Origin of the sequence: Micromonospora matsumotoense (assembly GCF_050951065.1) — a bacterium.
In the GTDB taxonomy this organism is placed as follows: Bacteria; Actinomycetota; Actinomycetes; order Mycobacteriales; family Micromonosporaceae; genus Micromonospora; species Micromonospora matsumotoensis.
In genome coordinates, this window is the sequence record NZ_CP192025.1 from 2,474,128 (window position 1) to 2,494,003 (window position 19,876).

General features: G+C 73.2%; 18 protein-coding genes. 15 read left to right on the forward strand and 3 right to left on the reverse strand.

Annotation, left to right across the window (positions count from 1 at the left end; translation table 11 throughout):
* Positions 1-115: 115 nt before the first annotated feature.
* The 8 genes from ACQP1S_RS11015 (at position 116) to ACQP1S_RS11050 (ending at position 11,572) form a co-directional block, all read left to right on the forward strand.
* Positions 116-2,122: a delta-60 repeat domain-containing protein gene (locus ACQP1S_RS11015; RefSeq protein WP_432905882.1), complete on the forward strand. Its 2,007-nt coding sequence runs from the start codon at positions 116-118 to the stop codon at positions 2,120-2,122.
* A gap of 192 nt (positions 2,123-2,314) precedes the next feature.
* Positions 2,315-3,961, forward strand: coding sequence for a hypothetical protein (locus ACQP1S_RS11020; RefSeq protein WP_091246313.1), 1,647 nt, complete (start codon positions 2,315-2,317; stop codon positions 3,959-3,961).
* Complete coding sequence (locus tag ACQP1S_RS11025; RefSeq protein WP_432905885.1) at positions 3,954-4,886, forward strand: glycosyltransferase family 2 protein; 933 nt, start codon at positions 3,954-3,956, stop codon at positions 4,884-4,886. Before ACQP1S_RS11020 ends, ACQP1S_RS11025 begins: the two co-directional genes overlap by 8 nt.
* On the forward strand, positions 4,879-7,146 hold the full coding sequence (locus ACQP1S_RS11030; RefSeq protein WP_432905887.1) for a hypothetical protein: 2,268 nt from the start codon (positions 4,879-4,881) through the stop codon (positions 7,144-7,146). Before ACQP1S_RS11025 ends, ACQP1S_RS11030 begins: the two co-directional genes overlap by 8 nt.
* Positions 7,143-8,771: a lipopolysaccharide biosynthesis protein gene (locus ACQP1S_RS11035; protein WP_432905889.1), complete on the forward strand. Its 1,629-nt coding sequence runs from the start codon at positions 7,143-7,145 to the stop codon at positions 8,769-8,771. Before ACQP1S_RS11030 ends, ACQP1S_RS11035 begins: the two co-directional genes overlap by 4 nt.
* Positions 8,772-8,811: 40 nt before the next feature.
* The gene (locus tag ACQP1S_RS11040; RefSeq protein WP_432905891.1) at positions 8,812-9,699 is read left to right on the forward strand and encodes a sulfotransferase family protein; all 888 of its coding nucleotides are present in this window, start codon (positions 8,812-8,814) and stop codon (positions 9,697-9,699) included.
* A gap of 99 nt (positions 9,700-9,798) precedes the next feature.
* Entirely contained in the window at positions 9,799-10,977 is a 1,179-nt protein-coding gene (gene aroC, locus ACQP1S_RS11045; RefSeq protein WP_432905893.1) for a chorismate synthase, read from the forward strand.
* Positions 10,978-11,065: 88 nt separating this feature from the next.
* Positions 11,066-11,572 carry a shikimate kinase gene (locus ACQP1S_RS11050; protein WP_432905895.1) on the forward strand — a complete coding sequence of 169 codons (507 nt, stop codon included), beginning with the start codon at positions 11,066-11,068 and terminating at the stop codon, positions 11,570-11,572.
* On the opposite strand, the gene ACQP1S_RS11055 is transcribed toward ACQP1S_RS11050, so the two are convergent.
* Entirely contained in the window at positions 11,562-12,353 is a 792-nt protein-coding gene (locus ACQP1S_RS11055; RefSeq protein ID WP_432905898.1) for a cytochrome c oxidase assembly protein, read from the reverse strand. The two genes, ACQP1S_RS11050 and ACQP1S_RS11055, sit on opposite strands and share 11 nt — an antisense overlap.
* On the reverse strand, positions 12,350-12,871 hold the full coding sequence (locus ACQP1S_RS11060; protein ID WP_091253151.1) for a DUF2243 domain-containing protein: 522 nt from the start codon (positions 12,869-12,871) through the stop codon (positions 12,350-12,352). Before ACQP1S_RS11060 ends, ACQP1S_RS11055 begins: the two co-directional genes overlap by 4 nt.
* 410 nt (positions 12,872-13,281) lie before the next feature.
* Between ACQP1S_RS11060 and aroB the strand changes: the two genes are divergently transcribed.
* From aroB to nusB, 4 genes are all read left to right on the forward strand, one after another.
* A complete protein-coding gene (aroB, locus tag ACQP1S_RS11065) occupies positions 13,282-14,358 on the forward strand; it encodes a 3-dehydroquinate synthase (protein ID WP_432905901.1) in 1,077 nt (358 codons plus the stop codon).
* Positions 14,355-14,828, forward strand: coding sequence for a type II 3-dehydroquinate dehydratase (gene aroQ, locus ACQP1S_RS11070; RefSeq protein WP_432905904.1), 474 nt, complete (start codon positions 14,355-14,357; stop codon positions 14,826-14,828). Before aroB ends, aroQ begins: the two co-directional genes overlap by 4 nt.
* 115 nt (positions 14,829-14,943) lie before the next feature.
* Positions 14,944-15,501: an elongation factor P gene (gene efp, locus ACQP1S_RS11075; protein WP_091253160.1), complete on the forward strand. Its 558-nt coding sequence runs from the start codon at positions 14,944-14,946 to the stop codon at positions 15,499-15,501.
* Positions 15,502-15,524: 23 nt separating this feature from the next.
* Positions 15,525-15,935 (forward strand): transcription antitermination factor NusB, encoded by a 411-nt coding sequence (gene nusB / locus ACQP1S_RS11080; protein ID WP_176739216.1) that lies wholly within the window; start codon positions 15,525-15,527, stop codon positions 15,933-15,935.
* Between the two features lie 124 nt (positions 15,936-16,059).
* Here nusB and bldD read toward each other — a convergent pair whose 3' ends face one another.
* Positions 16,060-16,548 (reverse strand): transcriptional regulator BldD, encoded by a 489-nt coding sequence (bldD, locus tag ACQP1S_RS11085; RefSeq protein WP_013285505.1) that lies wholly within the window; start codon positions 16,546-16,548, stop codon positions 16,060-16,062.
* 288 nt (positions 16,549-16,836) lie between these two features.
* On the opposite strand from bldD, the gene pyrR reads away from it, so the two are divergent.
* Genes pyrR through ACQP1S_RS11100 form a run of 3 tightly spaced genes read left to right on the forward strand, consistent with a single transcriptional unit; the run spans position 16,837 to position 19,767 of the window.
* Positions 16,837-17,418 carry a bifunctional pyr operon transcriptional regulator/uracil phosphoribosyltransferase PyrR gene (pyrR, locus tag ACQP1S_RS11090; RefSeq protein ID WP_432905911.1) on the forward strand — a complete coding sequence of 194 codons (582 nt, stop codon included), beginning with the start codon at positions 16,837-16,839 and terminating at the stop codon, positions 17,416-17,418.
* A gap of 49 nt (positions 17,419-17,467) precedes the next feature.
* Entirely contained in the window at positions 17,468-18,439 is a 972-nt protein-coding gene (locus ACQP1S_RS11095; RefSeq protein ID WP_091253165.1) for an aspartate carbamoyltransferase catalytic subunit, read from the forward strand.
* Positions 18,436-19,767: a dihydroorotase gene (locus ACQP1S_RS11100; RefSeq protein WP_091253167.1), complete on the forward strand. Its 1,332-nt coding sequence runs from the start codon at positions 18,436-18,438 to the stop codon at positions 19,765-19,767. Before ACQP1S_RS11095 ends, ACQP1S_RS11100 begins: the two co-directional genes overlap by 4 nt.
* Positions 19,768-19,876 lie beyond the last annotated feature (109 nt).

Below are 19,876 nucleotides of genomic sequence, written 5' to 3' on the forward strand. Positions count from 1 at the left end.
GCCCGGTGGCGGGTTGCGCCGGTCGATGCGGAATCCTCGTCCTCCGTGGGTCGTCCGGACGCGACCCGTACGACAGGACCGGGCCGAGCCGGTGGTCGGGCGGACCGGTCGGTCGATGGTGCGAAATGTCCGTGCAGAGCAAGCTACGCGGGATCTCACTTCATTTTTGGGGGCGCCAGTGCTTCACAGAACGTCTCGACCGGTGCGGCGGCGGTGGTTCGCCGCACTCGCCGTACCGGTGCTCGCGGTCGGCCTGCTGGCCGCGCCCGCCCGTGCGGCGGACCTTACCCCGGTAACCAGCACCCTCACGTCGGCGAACCCGGCGGACAATATTCCGCACGCGCAGAACGGTGACACCAAGGCGTTCGCCGAGATCGGGAACACGGTCTACGTGGGTGGCTCCTTCACCTCGGTCAAGGCCGCCGGGGGCACGAGCTGGACCTCCCGCAACTACCTGTTCGCCTACGACCGGGCCAGCGGCGCGCTGAAGGCCGACTTCACCCCGACGCTGGACGGCGCGGTGCACGCCCTCGCGGCGAGCCCGGACGGCAAGCTGATCGTCGGCGGCGCGTTCAAGAACGTCAACGGGGTCAGCCGCAAGAACCTCGTCCAGTTGGACCCGGCCACCGGCGCGACGATCACCGGCTGGGTCGGCCGCAGTGACGGCGGCCTGGTCCGCCGGACCGTCGTGGTGGGCAACAAGCTCTACATCGCGGGCGCGTTCCACTGGGTCAACGGCACCGAGCACTCGCTGCTGGCCCGGCTCGACGCGACCACCGGCGCGATCGACCCGAGCTTCCAGATCGACGCCAGCGTCGCCCGGGCCAGCAGCGAGCTGGTCTGGGGCCTCGCCGTCGCCCCCGACGGCAAGACCCTGGTCGCGGTGGGCAACTTCACCGAGGTCAACGGCGAGCCCCGCAACCAGGTGGTGGTCGTCGACCTGAACGGCACCCCGGCGGTCGCCAACTGGAGCACCCAGCGCTACGTGGCGCCCTGCTACAGCGGCTCGTTCCCGTTCTACGCCCGGGACGTCGACTTCTCCGACGACGGCACGTACTTCGTGATCATCGCGGACGGTGGCCGGGGCGACGGGGCGTACTGCGACGCGATCGCCCGGTTCGAGACCGCCGACCGGGGCACCGCCCTGGACGCCACCTGGGTCAACTACACCGGCACCGACTCGGTGACCTCCGTCGAGGTGGCCGACAACGTGGTCTATGTCGGCGGTCACTTCCGCTGGCTGAGCAACGCCAACGGCAACGACTCGGCCGGCAGCGGCGCGGTCAACCGGTTCGGCCTGGGCGCGCTGGACCCGATCAACGGCCTGCCGCTGGTCTGGAACCCGACCCGGTCGGGCGCCCCGGCGGGCACCACCACCTGGGGCCCGATCATGTGGGAGCTGTGGCGGGGCAGCAACGGCCTGCTGGCCGGCTTCGACTCCGACGGCGTGGGCAACGAGTACCACGGCCGGATGGGCCTGTTCCCGCTCGCCGGTGGCCGTACCGTCGCGGCGACCAACGCGCCGACGGCGTCGTCCGGTTACCTGTACGTCGGCACCGGCAACGGTCAGACCACCAAGGTGCCGTTCAACGGCAGCACGCTGGGTACGCCGGCGAGCAGCGCGCAGGCGAACCTCACCTCGGCCGGCGCGTCCTTCTCGGTCGGCAACAAGCTCTACTGGTCCAAGACCGACGCGGCTGCCCCCGGCGGCAGCTACCTGGGTGTGTCGATGCTCACCGGCGGCTCGGTGGGCGCCCCCTGGGTCGGCAGCGGCTACAACGACTGGTTCAACCCGGCGACGATGGCGGGGGCGTTCTTCCTCGACGGTCGGATGTACTACACCAAGGCCGGCACCAACAAGTTGTTCTACCGCTACCTGGAGCCGGACGGCTACATCGTGGGCTGCTCCGAGTTCACCCTGCCCAGCGTGGGCCTGAACTGGGGCAACGTGCGCGGGCTGGCCTGGGTCAACGGCAAGATCGTCTACGGCAACACCGACGGCTCGCTGCGGGCCGTGCCGTTCGACGAGGTCGCCGTCGACGGCGCCGCCTCGGTCGAGATCGCGCCGGCCAGCGCCGGCGTGGACTGGTCGAGCAAGACGCTGTTCTTCGCCACCTCCTGACCCACCTTTGGTACGGGCGGTCCGCCGGTGTCCCCGAGGCACCGGCGGACCGCCCGTGGCGCAGGGGACCCGGTCGGCTGTCGACCACAGGTGAACGGTCGGCGACAATGGGACGACCAGCGGCTCGCACCGGGGCCGACGTCCGGCCCGCGCCGACCTGCCCGCCCCCCTCACCGCAAGAGGACCTGACTGATGGACGTGACCGACGTCACTCCCGCCCGGCAGCGCCCGGTCGGCCTGGCCGAGTTGGCCCGTATCCCGGTGCGGCGGTGGCGCACGGTGCTCGCCGCCACCGGGTTGGTGCTGTTGCTGGTGGCCGCCTACCTGCTGTTCTTCCCCGCCACCTACACCGCCACCACGGCGGTGGTGGTCCGTCCGGTGGTCACCGACCCGTTCTCGGTGCCCTCCGGCGGTGCCGACCGGGCGGTCAACATGACCGCCGAGAGCGGGATCGCCACCAGCAACGGGGTGATCGACAAGGTCGCCTCGATCACCGGCCGGGACACCACCGGCGTGGCCGACGCGCTCACCGTGGAGACCCCGGTCGGCGGCCAGGTGATGCGGTTCAGCTACTCCGGGCACAGCGAGGCCGAGGCGGTGGACGGCGCGAACGGCGCCGCCGAGGCGTACCTCGAACTGCGCAAGGGGATGTACGAGAACCAGCGTGCCGCCGTGCTCAAGTCGTACGACGACACGATCGCCCTGGTCACCAGCCAGCGCACCACCACCCAGCGGTCGTTGCCGGCCAACCAGAACTCCTCCAGCCCGTCGCCGCGCACCAGCGCCCTGTTGGACCAGCTGCGGGCGCTCAACGATCAGCTCGCGACCCTCGCCGAGCAGCGTTCCAAGATCGGCTCGGCAGACCTCAGCCCCGGCTCGGTCACCAGCGCCGCGCGGGCCCCCGTCCCGTCGAGCCGGGACGCCGCCCCGCTGATCCTGGTCGCCGGACTGCTCGGCGGGCTGCTGGTCGGCGGGTTGGTCGCCTTCATCCGGGAGTCCATGGACCGCCGGGTACGCACCGCCGACGAGGTGTCCGCGCTGGTCGGTGCCCCCCTACTGGGGACCGTCGGGCGGGACCGGTCCGGCCGGCTCTCCGACACCGACCTGCGCTACCTGGTGCTGGCCCTGAGCCGTTGGGTGGACGGGCCGAAACCGCTGCCGCTGGTGCTGCTCTCCAGCGCCGGCGACGAGCGGCGCGAGCAGGTCACCGCCGGGATCGCCGCCGCGCTCGCCCAGGGCGGGCACGAGGTGCGGCTCGGGGTGGCCCCGGAGAGCCGGGACCGGATCCGGCCGTTGCTCCAGGACGCCCAGCGCCGGCACCCGGCGACCGAGCCGACCCGCCCCCGGGTGCCCCGCCCGCGTCCGGCGCCCAGCGTCGTCCCGGCACCGGCGCCGGCGCCGGCCGCCGCCCCGATGGGCAACCCGGAGGACACCATGATCATCCAGCCGGTCCGCAAGCCCCGGCCGTTCCCCACCGAGGACCCGAAGAACGGCGGGGTCTACCGGTCCACCACCACGTCGGCGGACAAGACCGAGATCATCCCCCGGGTGCTGCCCAAGGAGACCCCCACCGTCGACGGTGAGGAACTGCGCATCGGGGCCGGCGCGGTGCACCTGGTCCCGCTGGACGCCCCGACGGGCGACGGCGTCACCGTGATGGACGCGCCGCCCGCCCTGCACGACGAGCGGGGCGTGCGGGCCGCCCGGGAGGGTCGGGCCGTGCTGGTCGCCGCCCGGGACAAGACCCGCACCGGCCGGCTGACCCAACTGGTGGAACGGCTGCGTGCGGTGGGCGTCGAGCCGGTCGGATTCGTGGTGACGGGGGAGAAGCGTGACTGAGTCGACGGCCGGCCCGCAGCACCCGCCGGTGACCGTGGTGATCGCCACCCGGGACCGGCCCGGACTGCTGGAACGGGCCGTGGGCGCCGTGCTCGACCAGGACTACCCGGGTCCGGTGGAGTGCGTCGTGGTCTACGACCACACCGACCTGCGCGAGCTGGCCGTGGACGTCCCGGCCGGCCGCAGCCTGCGCTACGTCCACAACACCCACCGGCAGGGCCTGCCCGGCGGTCGCAACACCGGCGCCGACGAGGCCGGCGCCGCGCTGATCGCGTTCTGCGACGACGACGACTTCTGGCTGCCGGCGAAGCTGCGCCGGCAGGTCGAGCTGCTGGCGCAGCGCCCCGACGCCGCCGCCGCGAGCTGCGGCATCCGGCTGGAGGGTCCGGGCATCGCCAAGGAACGGCAGCTCGACCGGGCCGAGGTCGCCCTGTCCGATTTCGTCGAGGACCGGATCATGGAGGTGCACTCCAGCACCATCCTGATCCGCCGCTCCACCTGGGACGCCATCGGCCCGGTCGACGAGGACCTGCCCGGCGGCTACGGCGAGGACTACGAGTGGCTGCTGCGGATCGCCGCGCACGGCCCGGTGGTGATCGTGCCCGAGGTGCTGGTGGTGGTCGACTGGCACGGCGGCTCGTTCTTCTTCGGCCGCTGGGCGACCATCGTCGAGGCCACCCGCTACCTGCTGGACAAGCACCCCGAGCTGGCGGGCAGCCGGACCGGCCTGGCCCGGCTGCACGGCCAGATCGCCTTCGCGCTCGCCTCCGGCCGGCGGCGGCGGGAGGCGGTACGGGAACTCGGCCGGGTGGTCCGGCTCAACCCCCGGGAGAAGCGGGTGCTGGTGACCGTCCCGGTGGTGCTCGGGCTGCTTTCCGGGGAGCGGGTACTCCGGCTGGCCCAGCGTCGGGGGCGGGGTGTCTGACCGGCGGCGCCGGGTCGGCACGACGCCGTCCGGGCTGCCGCCGCTGCCCACCTGGCCGCTGCTGGCCATGTTCGGGCTGATGCCGCTCTGGTGGGCGCTCGGCGGCTTCTACCTCGGCTGGTCGGCGTTCGGCTTGGTGCTGCTGGGCCTGATGGTCACCCGGGGCCGGGTGGCGCTGCCCGCCGGCACGGCCTGCTGGCTGGTGCTGTTGGCGCTGGTGCTGCTCAGCTTCACCCGGCTGGACCGGGCCACCGCCTACCTCACCTCCGGGTTGCGGCTCGGCTTCATGGTGACCGCCCTGATCGTCTGCGTGTACGTCTACAACCTGGTCCGCGACGGCGTCCCCTGGGCCCAGGTGCTCCGCCCGCTCGGCTGGTACTGGCTGGGCGTGGTGGCCCTGGGCTGGTTGGCGGTGCTGGCACCCCGCTTCCAGCTCACCACCCCGGTGGAGCTGGTGCTGCCGGGCAGCATGTCGGGGGAGCGGTTCATCCAGGCGTTGACCCACGTACGGGCCAACGAGTTCAACCCGGTCTCGCGCGCCCCGATCTACCGGACCGCCGCGCCCTACCCGTACACCAACAACTGGGGTACGGCGTACGCGCTGCTGGTGCCGTGTGTGCTGGCCTACCTGACGTCGGTGCGTACCGGCAAGTTCCGGGTGGCGCTGCTGGTGTCCCTGCCGCTGTCGATGGTGCCGGCGTTCATGACCCTCAACCGGGGCATGTTCCTCGGCCTCGGCGCGGGGCTGACCTACCTGGGCCTGCGGGCGCTGGTCCGGGGCAACGCCAAGCTGATCGCCTCGATCGGCGGGCTGGTGCTGCTGGTCTGGGTGGTCAGCCTGGTGGTGCCGGTGCAGGAGTTGATCGACAACCGGGTCAGCAGCACCGACACCAACGTCGACCGGATGGACCTCTACGTGCGTACCCTCCAGGCGGTCGAACGCTCGCCGCTGCTCGGGTACGGCGCGCCCAACAGTGTCGACACCACGCTCGCCGAGGAGCCGCTGGGCACCCAGGGCATGATCTGGCAGGTGCTCTACAGCCACGGCATCCCGGCCCTGGTCGCCTTCCTGGCCTGGCTGGTGCTGATCGCCAGGCGGCTGGCCGGCGCGGTCTCCCCGGCCGGGCAGTGGCTGAGCACCATCCCGGTGATCGCCCTGGTGGTGATCCCGGTGTACGCCTACATCGACCCGAACATGTCGGTCATCTTCTTCGCGGTCGGGGCCGGGCTGGCGGCGGTCAGCGGGCCGGTGAACCGTCCGGTGACCCTCGCGCCGGGAGTCGTCACCGAGCCCCGTGCGCCCCGTGCGCCCCGTGCGACGCCGGTGGGCGTCGATCCACCGGCAGCGGCCACCGGGGCGGCCACCGTGCCGACCAGGGCGTCGGCCACCGTGCCGACCAGGGCGTCGGCCACCGTGCCGACCAGGGCGTCGGCCACCGTGCCGACCAGGGCGTCGGCCACCGTCCCGACCCTGCCCACCAGCGCCACCGGCACCGTCCCGACCCTGCCCACCAGCGCCACCGGCACCGTCCCGGCCCCGCGCAGCAGGGCCACTGCCAGCGTCCCCACCGCGCCCACCGGGGCCTCGGCCACCGCTGCACCGCCGGCTCCGCCCGTATCCCCGGGCGCGATCCCACCCTCGGCTCCGATCCCGTCCCGCCCCTCGGCTCCGGTGCCGACCCCGGCTCCCGCGCCGACCCCCACTCCGACCTCCGCACCTGCGTCGACCCCGGCCCCAGCCTGGCCGCCGGTCCCGGCTCCGGCTCCCACCCCGACCTCCGCATGTGCGTCAACCCCGGCCCCGACCTGGCCCCCGGCTCCGGCTCCCGCTTCGGATGCGGTCCCGACCCCCGCCTCGGCCTCGGCCTCCGCACCTGCGTCGACCCCGGCCCCGACCTGGCCCCCGGTCCCGGCTCAGGCACCGACCCCGGCTGCCACTCCGACCCCCGGCCCTGCGCCGCACCCGGCACCGGCTTCCACCCGGGCTGCGGCCGAGCCCCCGGCGTCCACCCCGGCCGGGTCCCCAGCTTCCACCCCGGCCGGGTCCCCAGCTTCCACCCCGGCCAGCCCCCCGGTTCCACCCCCGGCCCCGGCTCCGGGGGCATCCCCGGCGTCGGTCGGTGGTTCCCGTCCGGGCGGCGGGGTGGACGCGCCGACCGTGGTGCAGCCGGGCCGGCCCGGCGGGGCCACCCCGCCGGGCCGGGCCACCACCCGGACCGAAGACCAGACCGGCACCGAGGACGGCAGGGAACGGACATGAGCCAACCGGGAACCGGCACCGGGACCACTCCCGCGACTCCCCGGCAGGTCGACCGCCGGGCTGCCCCGACCGACGTGCCGGCCGGGGCGGACCCGTCGGCCGGGCCGACGGCGGCCGACACCCCCGGTGCGGCGAGCGGTGCCGGGGAGGTACGCCGCAGCGCCCGCAGCGGCGCGGTGGGGCTGGTCGGCGCGGCGGTCAACGGCGCGTTGGGCTTCCTACTCACCGTGGTCATCGTGCGCGGCTTCGGCACCGACGGCTCCGGCGCGCTGTTCACCGCCATCGGCGTGGTCTCCATCCTGGGCGCGATCTGTTGCGCCGGTGCGGACACCGCGCTGGTCTGGGCCCTGCCCCGACGTCGGATCGGGGTCGACGGCGACGCCGCCCGGCTGCTGCCGGTCGCGTTGCTGCCGGTCCTGCTGCTGACCGCGATCGTGGCGGCGGTGGGCGCGCTCACCGCCGACCGGCTCGCCCCGGTCTTCTTCGAGCGGTCCGATGGGCCGACGCTGCTGCGGCTGGCCTTCCTCGCGCTGCCGGTCACCGTGGCGATGACCGTGCTGCTCGCCGCCGTCCGGGCGGTCCGCCCGGTGACCGCCGTGGTCGGCATCCAGTACGTGCTGGTGCCGTTGGCCCGACCCGTGCTGCTGCTGGCGACGGTCGCCACCGGTGCCGGGGTGGCGGTCGGGTTCGGCGGTTGGCTGCTACCGGTGGCGCTGGCCGTGGTGGCCGCCGTCGTCCTGCTGCTGCGGCCACTCGGGGTGTTCGCGGGGGCGCGGCTGCGGCCGGACGGCGCGGACTGGCGTACCCTCTGGGGCTTTGCGCTGCCCCGGGCGGTGTCGGCGGCCATCGACGCCAGCAGCATGTGGGTCGGGGTGCTGCTCACCGCGGCACTGGCGGGTGCGGACGAGTCCGGTGTCTTCGGCGCGGTCGGCCGGTACGCCCTGGCCGGGCTGCTGATCATGCAGGGGCTGCGGGTGGCCGTCGCACCCCAGCTGTCCCGGTTGCTCGGGCAGGGGCGCACCGCCGACGCGGCGCTTGTCTACCGGCGGGTCACCGTCGTGATCATTCTGCTGTCCTGGCCCGCCTACCTGCTCCTGGCGGTGTTCGCGCCCGGGTTCCTCAGTCTCTTCGGCGACGGGTTCACCGCCGGCGCCACCCCGCTGGCGGTGTTGGCCGGGGCGATGCTGGTCAACTCCGGGGTGGGCATCGTGCAGACGATGCTGCTGATGAGCGGCAACAGCGCCCGGCACCTCCAGGCCACCGTGGTCGGGCTGGCGCTCACCGTCGGCCTGGGTTTCCTGCTCATCCCCGAGCACGGCGCGCTCGGCGCGGCGTGCGCCTGGACGGCCGGGGTGGTCGCCGAGAACGTGCTGGCCGCGATCGCCGCCCGGGTGGCGATCGGTGAGCCGTTGCTCACCCGCTCGGTGGGCTGGGCGGCGGTCGGGGCCGGCGGCGGCGCGGCCGTGGTGGCGGTGCTCAGCGCGCTGGTCGCCGGCCGGGGCGTGGCCGGCCTGGCGCTGGCCCTGGTGGTGCTGGCGGTCGTCGCCGCCGGGCTGCTGCTGGACCGGCGGGTCCGGGGTACGGTCCGGGCCGCCGTGACGATGCTCAGGCCGAGACCGGCGTGACGATACTCAGGCCGAAGACCGGCGTGACGAGAGGGAGACGATGACGATCCGCGACCGCCTCAAGGGTGTGGTCCCGCACCAGGTCACCCACCAGGTGCGCAGTTCGCTGGTGCGGTACGGCGAACGGACCAGCGACCGCCGGCCGTTGCCGGACTTCCTGATCACCGGCACCAAGCGGGGCGGCACCACCTCGCTCTGGCGTTATCTGCTGGCGCACCCCCTGGTGCCCCGCCTCTTCCCGGCGTGGAACACCAAGACCTCGCACTACTTCGAGGAGAACTGGGGACGGGGCGAGGCGTGGTACCGCTCGCACTTCCCGACGCTGCAGCACCGCCGGGCGCTGGAACGCCGGCACGGCGGGCCGGTCCGCGTCGGTGAGGCGGCGCCGCTGTACATGTTCCACCCGCTCGCCGCGCAGCGGGTCGCCGAGCTGCTGCCGGACGTCCGATTGATCTTTCTGCTCCGCGATCCGGTCGAGCGGGCGTACTCGCACTGGAAGGAGCGGCGCACCGAGGGGAAGGAGCCGTTGGACTTCGCCGAGGCGCTGGCCCGGGAGGAGGAGCGGACGGCGGGGGAGCGGGAGAAGCTGATCGCCGACCCGACGTACTTCAGCGAGGCGTACGACTGGTACACCTACCGGGCCCGGGGCCGCTACCTGGAGCACCTGACGCCGTGGCTGGACCGCTTCGACCCCGCCCAGCTGTTGATCCTGCCCAGCGAGACGCTGTACGCCGAGCCGGCCGCCACGTACGCCCGGGTGCTGGACTTCCTCGGCCTGCCTCCGCACCAGCTCGCGGCGTACGAGGCGCACAACCACCGGCGCAGCAGCGCCATGCCGGAGCAGGTACGGGACGAGCTGAGCGCGCACTTCGCCCCGCACAACGCGGCGCTTTCGCAGCGGCTGGGAATGCGCTTCGACTGGTCGTGAGCCCTGCCGGTGGCCCGCCCGGCGCACCTCGCCGTCCGCAGGGCGGGACGGGCCGGACAGGGTGCCGACGCCAGCACCGGGCGTGACAGACTGACCGTCGTGTTGCGTTGGCTGACTGCAGGTGAATCGCATGGTCCGGCTCTGGTGGCGTTGTTGGAGGGGGTTCCCGCCGGGGTGGCGGTGACCACCGGTGACATCGCGGGTGAGTTGTCGCGTCGTCGGTTGGGTTACGGCCGGGGTGCGCGGATGGCGTTCGAGCAGGATGAGGTCGAGGTCGTCGGTGGTCTGCGGCACGGCGTCACCCTGGGCAGCCCGGTCGCGATCCGGGTGGGCAACTCGGAGTGGCCGAAGTGGCAGACGGTGATGGCCGCCGACCCGGTCGATCCGGACGAGTTGGCGAGTCAGGCCCGGAACGCCCCGTTGACGCGTCCCCGGCCCGGCCACGCCGACCTGGCCGGCATGCAGAAGTACGGCCACACCGACGCCCGGCCGATCCTGGAGCGGGCCAGCGCCCGGGAGACCGCCGCCCGGGTGGCCGTGGGCACCGTGGCGAAGGCCCTGGTGAAGCAGGCCCTCGGTATCGAGATCGTGTCGCATGTGGTGGAGTTGGGGTCGGTGGCCGCGAAGCCGGGGCTACGGCCGACGCCCGAGGACGCTGAGCGGATCGACGCGGACCCGTTGCGGTGTCTCGATCCGGACGCGAGTGCCCGGATGGTCGCCGAGGTCGACGCGGCGAAGAAGGCTGCGGACACTTTGGGTGGGGTAGTGGAGGTGCTGGCGTACGGGGTGCCGCCGGGTCTGGGTAGTCATGTGCAGTGGGATCGGAAGCTTGATGCGCGGTTGGCGACGGCGTTGATGTCGATCCAGGCGATCAAGGGTGTGGAGATCGGGGACGGGTGGCAGCAGGCCCGGTCGCGGGGTTCTGAGGCGCATGACGAGATCATGCCGACGGCGACCGGGGTGCGTCGGGTGACGGATCGGGCCGGTGGTCTGGAGGGTGGGATCACCACGGGTGAGCCGGTGCGGGTGCGGGCGGCGATGAAGCCGATCTCGTCGCTGAACCGGGCGTTGGCCACGGTGGATGTGACCACGGGGGAGCCGGCGACCGCGATCAACCAGCGGTCGGATGTGTGTGCGGTTCCTGCTGCGGCGGTGGTCGCGGAGGCGATGGTGGCGTTGGTCCTCGCCGAGGCCGCGGTGGAGAAGTTCGGTGGTGACTCGGTGGCCGAGATCCGCCGCAACCTCGCCGGCTACCTCGACGCGCTGATCATCCGGTGAGTGCCGGCAGCCAAGAAGGGCTGGCTCCGGTGAGGGCGAGGAGTGCAGCGCAGCGGAGCCCCGCAGTCGCGAACGAAAGGCTGGCCCAGTGACGAAGCCTGTCTGCGTGCTGGTCGGTGCGCCCGGCTCCGGTAAGAGCACCGTCGGCGCGGAGTTGGCCACCCTGCTCGGGGTGACGTTCCGGGACACCGACACCGACATCGAGGAGATGGCCGGCAAGCCGATCCCGGAGATCTTCATCGACGAGGGTGAAGCGCACTTCCGGGCCCTGGAACGGGCGGCGGTGCTGGCGGCGCTGACGTCGCACGCCGGAGTGCTCGCCCTCGGCGGTGGGGCGATCCTCGCCGAGGAGAACCGGGCCGCGCTGGTCGGGCACACCGTGGTCCACCTGTCCGTGGAGCTTCCCGACGCGGTGAAACGGGTCGGGCTCGGTGCCGGCCGGCCGCTGCTGTCGGTCAATCCGCGCGCCACCCTCAAGTACCTGATGGATCAGCGTCGACCGCTCTACACGGAGGTCGCGACGGCGACGGTGGTCACCGACGGCCGGGTGCCGGAGGAACTCGCCGCCGAGATCGTCGCTCTACTCAAGCCCTGACCACGTCCATCCGGTGGCGGTCCGGGCCGGCCGACGCCGACCGGTCCCGGCGGGGTGCGGGCCGCCAGGTCACCAGCAGGGCCAGGGCGAGCAGGATCTCGGCCAGGTCGCCGACGTAGTACATCAGGGTCGCCGCCGTCCGTAGCTGATCGGCGGGGACGGCGGCGTCGACCAGGCCGGCGTACATCAGCTGGGCCAGGGTGGCGTGGGCGGCGACGGACAGGCCCAGCACCACCAGGCGCACCGGCACGCCGGGGCGGTGCGGTCCCGGGTCGGGGCCGGCGATCGCCCAGGTGAAGACGTACCCGCTGACCAGGAAGTGCAGCAGGAGCAGCGGGTGCAGGCCGGGGTGGGTCAGGGTGGCCCGGTACAGCGGCGTCAGGTGCAGCAGGTAGAGACCCCCGGTGGTGAGCAGCAGGCCGGTGACCGGGTGGGTGGCCACCGTCAGGGCGGGCCGCCGCAGCAGCCGCAGCGCAGCCCGGCCGATCCGGGGCCGTACCGTCCGCAGGGCCAGCGTGCCGGGTGCGCCGAGCACCAGCCCGAGCGGCGTCAGCATGCCGACCAGCAGGTGCTGCCACACGTGCCCGACCAGGCCGTGGGCGGGCAGCAGCAGGGCCACCGCCAGCAGCGCCGTGCCCGCGCCGAAGCTGGCCGTCCGCCAGTGGCTCCAGCCGGCCCGGCCCGGGTCGCGCTGGCGCAGGGCGGCGGCCAGATAACCCCAGAACACCACCGCCGGTACGAGCAGCAGCGGGCCGACCCCGCCGCCGTGCGCCCCGGTCATCGCCGCTCGGCGCAGGTGTCCACGGCGGCGGCACGGCGCTGGATCGCCCAGCCGAGGGCCACCAGTGCCGCCCCGAGCAGCAGGAAGCCGATGTCCCAGGCGGTCTGGTGCGGGCCACCGTGGACGTGGTGGATGCCGAGCAGGTGGTGGTCGATCACCCCCTCGACCAGGTTGAACAGCCCCCACCCGACCAGCGCCCAGCCCCAGAGCATCCCGGAGCGCCACAGCCGGCCCCGGGACCGGGTGACCCGGGAATAGAGCAGGGCCAGCCCGGTGAGCACCGCCACCCAGGTCACCACGTGGAACAGCCCGTCCCACAGGGTGTTCATCTGCAACCCGGACACGGTGTCCACCGGGTACGCCCTGATCCCGACGTTGTCGCTGCCGGTGCTGCTGAGCATGTGGTGCCACTGGAGCACCTGGTGCAGGACGATGCCGTCGACGAACCCGCCGAGGCCGACGCCGAGGATGACGGCTGGTAGCCGGATGTCTGCGCCGTCGATGGTGGTGCTGGCCATGGGTTCCTCCGCGTTCGGGTCGATCCCGTCCCCGGTGCCCGGGTCCCGTCCGGCTAAACGCCGACCCCGCCGTCCCGGTCACGCGGCGGGGGTCCGGCACCCGGCCGGGGTCCGGCACCCGGCCGGGGTCCGGCACCCGGCCGGGGTCCGGCACCCGGCCGGGGTCCGGCACCCGGCCGGGGTCCGGCACCCGGCCGGGGTCCGGCACCCGGCCGGGGTCCGGCACCCGGCCGGGGTCCGGCACCCGGCCGGGGTCCGGCACCCGGCCGGGGTCCGGCGCCCGGCGGAGGTCCGGCGCCCGGTCGGGGTCCGGTCACCCGGCTGACGGTTCGGTCGGCCACCCCGTCCCGGTGCCGCCATCAGGTGGACAGTCACCGTGTCGGGGTCGACGCTCGACTAGGCTCCCGGCGATGGACGAGGTGACCCGGATTCCGGTCGGCGGCGAGCGGCCGTACGACGTACTGGTCGGGCGGGGCCTGCTGGCCGAACTGCCCGCGTTGCTGCCCGAGGCGACCCGGGTGGCGGTGCTGCACGCGCCACCGCTCAGGGAGTTGGCCGAGGCGCTCGGCGAGCGGCTGGCCGTCGCCGGCATGACGCCACTGGCGATCGAGGTGCCCGACGCCGAGGCGGGCAAGCGGGTCGAGGTGGCCGCCGACTGCTGGGAGCAGCTCGGTGCGGCCGGCTTCACCCGTACCGACGCGGTGGTCGGGGTGGGCGGCGGTGCGGTGACCGATCTGGCCGGCTTCGTCGCGGCCTGCTGGTTGCGCGGGGTGCGCTGGGTGCCGGTGGCGACGTCGCTGCTCGGCATGGTCGACGCCGCCGTCGGCGGCAAGACCGGCGTCAACACCGGGGCCGGCAAGAACCTGGTGGGCGCCTTCCACCCGCCGGTCGGGGTGCTGGCCGACCTGGGCACCCTGGACAGCCTCCCGCCGGCCGACCTGGCCGCCGGGCTGGCCGAGGTGGTCAAGTGCGGCTTCATCGCCGACCCGGCGATCCTGGACCTGGTCGAGGCGGACCCGGCCGCCGCCACCGATCCGACCGGCCCGGTGGCCCGGGAGCTGATCGAGCGGGCGATCCGGGTCAAGGCCGACGTGGTCTCCGGTGACCTGCGGGAGTCGGGCGTCCGGGAGGTGCTCAACTACGGGCACACGCTGGCGCACGCGATCGAGAAGGTCGAGCGGTACCGCTGGCGGCACGGGCACGCGGTCTCGGTCGGCACCGTCTATGCCGGCACCCTGGCCCGGTTGGCCGGGCGGCTCGACGCGGCGACCGCCGAGCGGCACCGCAGCGTGCTGTCCGCGCTGGACCTGCCGACCAGCTACCCGGCGGATGCCTGGCCCGACCTGCTGGCGGCGATGCGGGTGGACAAGAAGACCCGGGGCAGCCGACTGCGGTTCGTGGTGCTGGACGGCCTGGCCCGGCCGGCGATCCTGGAGGGTCCGGACGACGCGCTGCTGCACGCCGCCTTCCGGGAGGTCAGCCGGTGACCGGGCCCGCCACCCCCCGGGTGTACGTGCTCAACGGGCCGAACCTGGGCCGGTTGGGCACCCGCCAGGTCGACGTGTACGGCCTGACCAGCTATGCGGATCTGGTGACGCTCTGCGTCGAGACGGGCCGCGAACTGGGGCTGGACGTGGTGGTCCGGCAGACCGACGCCGAGCACGAGTTGTTGGGCTGGCTGCACGGCGCGGCGGACGAGGGCGCGGCGGTGGTGCTCAACCCGGCGGCCTGGTCGCACTACTCGATCGCGGTGCGGGACGCCTGTGCGTTGCTGCGCGGGCCCCTGGTCGAGGTGCACATCTCCAACATCCACGCCCGGGAGGAGTTCCGGCACCACTCGGTGGTCTCGGCGGTGGCCACCGGCGTCATCTGCGGGCTCGGCGTGGACGGCTACCCGCTGGCCCTGCGGCACCTCGCCACCCGGCTGGCGGCCGACCTTCATCGTCGCTCTGAGTGACAATCGGGGCGGTACGGTCGGTCGGGCCGGTACCCCGGCCGCCGGAACCGCCGCCGATTAGACGCAGCTAGTAGACTTGCCTGGTCTGTCCGCCAATTGATGATCAAGGCAGGAAATGGCATCCACCAACGACCTCAAGAACGGCCTGGTACTCAACCTCGACGGGGAGCTCTGGGCCGTCGTCGAGTTCCAGCACGTCAAGCCCGGTAAGGGTGGGGCGTTCGTCCGCACCACGCTGAAGAACGTGCTGTCCGGCAAGGTCGTCGACAAGACCTTCAACGCGGGCACCAAGGTCGAGACCGCCACCGTCGACAAGCGCACCATGCAATACCTCTACGCCGACGGCGAGGACTACGTCTTCATGGATCTGGAGACGTTCGACCAGATCACCGTCCCCGGTGGCACCGTCGGCGAGGCCGCCAACTACCTCCTCCCCGAGGCCGAGGCGACCGTCGCCACCCACGAGGGCGTGCCGCTCTACATCGAGCTGCCGACCAGCGTGGTGCTCCAGGTCACCTACACCGAGCCGGGTCTGCAGGGCGACCGGTCGACCGGCGGCAACAAGCCGGCCACCGTCGAGACCGGCGCGACCGTGCAGGTGCCGCTCTTCATCACCACCGACGAGAAGATCAAGGTCGACACCCGCGACGGCCGTTACCTCGGCCGAGCCTGATGGCCGAGGGCCCCAAGCAGCAGATGCCGTCGCGCCGCAAGGCGCGTAAGCGGGCGCTGGACGTGCTCTTCGAGGCGGACCTGCGGGACCGGCCCCCGGTCGAGGTGCTCGCCGGCTACGTCGAGCGGATCGAGAAGCCGCGTCCCGAGCACCTGGACTACGCGGTCGGCCTGGTCGAGGGGGTCGCCGCGCACCTCGACCGGATCGACGAGGTGATCGCCAGCTACGCCGAGGGCTGGACCCTGGACCGGATGCCGGCGGTCGACCGCAACCTGGCCCGGATCGCCGTCTACGAGCTGCTCTACGTCGACGAGATCGACGACGCGGTGGCGATCAGCGAGGCGGTGGAGCTGGCCCGGCAGATGTCGACCGACGATTCGCCGCGCTTCCTCAACGGCATCCTCGGCCGGATCGCCGAGTACGCCACCCGCTGACCGGGGTCGCGCGCGTGCCGCCCCACCAGGGCCGGCCGTTCGGGGGCCGCCAGGGCGGGAGACGGTGTGACAGAAGGGCCCGTGCCGGACGGCACGGGCCCTTCTCGTTGTCAACGACCGCGGATCAGGAGGCGAAGAACGCCCGCGGGTCGGCGACCAGCACACCGTGCTCGGTGAGCCGCTCGATCAGCCCGGACGGCGAGGCGTCGTAGACGATCGCCAGGGCGCGCAGGTCGTCGGCGCGGATGGAGAGCACCCGGCCGTTGTAGTCGCCACGTTGCTGCTGGATCGCCCGGGCGTAGCGGGCGACGTACGCGAGGTCCTCGGAGGCCTCGTCGTAGAGCCGCTCCAGGTCCAGGACGATCTTGCTGGTGGGCTCGTGCCGTACACCGCTGCCGTCGGGCAGCAGCTCCGAGACGGGAACGCGGTAGAAGTCGGCCAGCTCCGCCAGCCGGGACACGGTGACGGCCCGGTCGCCGCGCTCGTACGAGCCGACCACCACCGCCTTCCAGCGTCCGTTTGACTTCTCCTCCACCCCCTGCAGGGACAGGCCCTGCTGCTGGCGGATGGAGCGCAGGCGGGCGCCCAGCGACTTGGCGTATTCAGAGGGCATTCGGACACTCCCAGTGCTGTGCTTTGGGGTTCTCCCAGCGATCGCTACGGAGCGTGACGGTACGGGGATTGCGACACGTGGTCAAGTGCTCGTGACATTCCCATCGGAGATAGTGGGGGAGTTGTCCCCATTTCACCGTCCTGATCCGGGGATCAGTGGGTCGCGGCGAACGGCCAGGTGACCGCTGGTAACGTGGCCGCCAGCCCCGGTCGGGCCGCCCGCGACCCGACCGGACACCCCCGACATCCTTTAACGACCCGTCCCGTGAGGCGGGGAAGGAGGTCCGCCGTGGCCTGCCCACCGGCTGCCCACCCATCGCCCGAGCGGCAACCCTCGGTGAAGGTGATCCTCTCCAGCGCCGACGTCCAGCGCGTGGTCGACCGGATCGCCCACCAGATCCTGGAGAAGACCCAGGGCGCCGCCGACACCGTCCTGCTGGGCATCCCCACCCGGGGCGCCCCGCTCGCCCGGCGGCTCGCCGCCCGGATCAGCACCTTCGAGGACGTCGACGTCCCGGTCGGGGTGCTCGACATCACCCTCTACCGCGACGACCTGCGTCGGCACGCCACCCGCGCGGTCGGCCCGACCCAACTGCCCCCCGGTGGCATCGACGGCAAGCGGGTCGTCCTCGTCGACGACGTGCTCTTCTCCGGCCGTACCGTCCGGGCCGCCCTCGACGCCCTCAACGACGTCGGCCGACCCGCCTCGGTGCAGCTCGCCGTGCTGGTCGACCGGGGCCACCGGGAACTGCCGATCCGCGCCGACTACGTCGGCAAGAACATCCCGACCGCGCTCGCCGAGAGCGTCAAGGTCACCCTCGTCGAGACCGACGGCGCCGACGAGGTCCGGCTCTGCGGAGGCACCCGGTGAGCGCGACGCGACGGCATCCCGCAGGCGCGAACGAGAGGCGGCCCCGCTCATGATCAGACACCTGCTCTCCGGGGCCGACCTGGACGCCGACACCGCCACCCAGATCCTCGACACCGCCGCCGAGATGGCCACCGTCGCCGGCCGCGAGGTCAAGAAGCTGCCGGCACTGCGCGGCCGGACCGTGGTGAACCTCTTCTACGAGGACTCCACCCGGACCCGGATCTCGTTCGAGGCCGCCGCCAAGCGACTCAGCGCCGACGTGATCAACTTTTCCGCCAAGGGTTCCAGCGTCACCAAGGGCGAGAGCCTGAAGGACACCGCGCTGACCCTCCAGGCGATGGGGGCCGACGCGGTGGTCGTCCGGCACCCCGCCTCCGGCGCCCCGCACCGGCTGGCCAACTGGGTGGACGGATCGGTGGTCAACGCCGGCGACGGCACCCACGAGCACCCGACCCAGGCGCTGCTCGACGCGTACACCATGCGGGCCCGGCTGGGACGGCTCGCCGGCCTGCACGTGGCGATCGTGGGGGACGTCCTGCACTCCCGGGTGGCCCGCTCCAACGTGCTGCTGCTGAGCACCCTCGGCGCCAAGGTCACCCTGGTCGGCCCGCCGACGCTGATCCCGGTCGACTGGGCCGCCCGCGCGGGTGCCGCGCCGGCGGTCACCGACGCCGGCCCGGCCGCCGGGTCCCACCCCGGCACCGACGTCTGCTACGACCTCGACGCCGTGCTGCCCGGGGTGGACGTGGTGATGATGCTGCGGGTGCAGCGGGAGCGGATGAACGACTCCTACTTCCCGTCCGCCCGCGAGTACGCCCGCCGCTACGGGCTGGACGGCCCACGCATGCGCCGGCTGCCCGAACACGCGATCGTCATGCACCCCGGGCCGATGAACCGGGGGATGGAGATCACCCCCGAGGTCGCCGACTCACCCCGCTCCACCATCGTCGAACAGGTCGCCAACGGGGTCTCCGTGCGGATGGCCGTGCTCTACCTGCTGCTCGGAGGAAACAACCGGTGACCGCGTACCTGATCAAGAACGTGAGCGTCGTCGGCGGTGCGCCGACCGACCTGCTGATCCGCGACGGCGTCGTCGCCGCGACCGGGTCCGGGCTGACCGCCCCGGACGCCGCCGTCATCGACGGCACCGGGCTGGTCGCCCTGCCCGGCCTGGTCGACCTGCACACCCACCTGCGCGAACCCGGTCGGGAGGACGCCGAGACCGTGGAGTCCGGCTCCCGGGCGGCGGCGCTCGGCGGCTACACCGCGGTCTGCGCGATGGCGAACACCTCGCCGGTCGCCGACACCGCCGGCGTGGTCGAGCAGGTCTGGCGGCTCGGCCGGCAGGCCGGGCTGGTCGACGTGCAGCCGATCGGCGCGGTCACCGTCGGGCTGGCCGGCGAGCGGCTCGCCGAACTCGGCGCGATGGCCGACTCGGCGGCCCGGGTGCGGATCTTCTCCGACGACGGGCACTGCGTCGCCGACCCCAAGCTGATGCGCCGGGCCCTGGAGTACGTCAAGGCGTTCGACGGGATCATCGCCCAGCACGCCGAGGAGCCCCGGCTCACCGAGGGCGCGCAGATGCACGAGGGCGAGGTCTCCACCCGGCTCGGGCTGACCGGCTGGCCGGCGGTCGCCGAGGAGGCGATCATCGCCCGCGACGTGCTGCTCGCCGAGCACGTCGGCAGCCGGCTGCACGTCTGCCACGTCTCCACCGCCGGCAGCGTCGAGGTGCTGCGCCAGGCCAAGGCCCGGGGGGTACGGGTCACCGCCGAGGTCACCCCGCACCACCTGCTGCTCACCGACGAGGTGGTGGGCGGCCGGGGTGAGCTGGCGAGCCCCGCGCTCTCGCCCGACTGGAGCCCGACGGCCAGCTACGACCCGGTCTTCAAGGTCAACCCGCCGCTGCGGACCGGCACCGACGTCGCCGCGCTGCGCGCCGCGCTCGCCGAGGGCGTCATCGACATCGTCGCCACCGACCACGCCCCGCACGCGGTGGAGGACAAGGAGTGCGAGTGGGCGTACGCCCGGCCGGGCATGCTCGGTCTGGAGACGGCGCTGTCCATCGCCCTCGACGTGCTCGGCCCGCAGTGGGACCTGATCGCCGACCGGATGTCGCGGACCCCGGCCCGGATCGCCGGACTCGACGGCCACGGCCTCGACCCGGCACCCGGGGCACCGGCCAACCTGACCCTGGTCGACCCGGCCGCCCGTCGGGTGATCGAGCCCACGGAGCTGGCCAGCCGCAGTCGCAACACCCCGTACGCCCGCATGACGCTGCCGGGTCGCATCGTGGCGACCTTCCTGCGCGGCGAGCCGACGGTCCTGGACGGAAAGGCTGTCAAGTGATTCGAGCGAGGAACGTAGCGAAGCGCAGTCCCGCAGTCCGGATCGGGGGAGGGCGCGTGATTCGAGCGAGGAACGCAGCGAAGCGGAGTCCCGCAGTCCGGATCGGAGG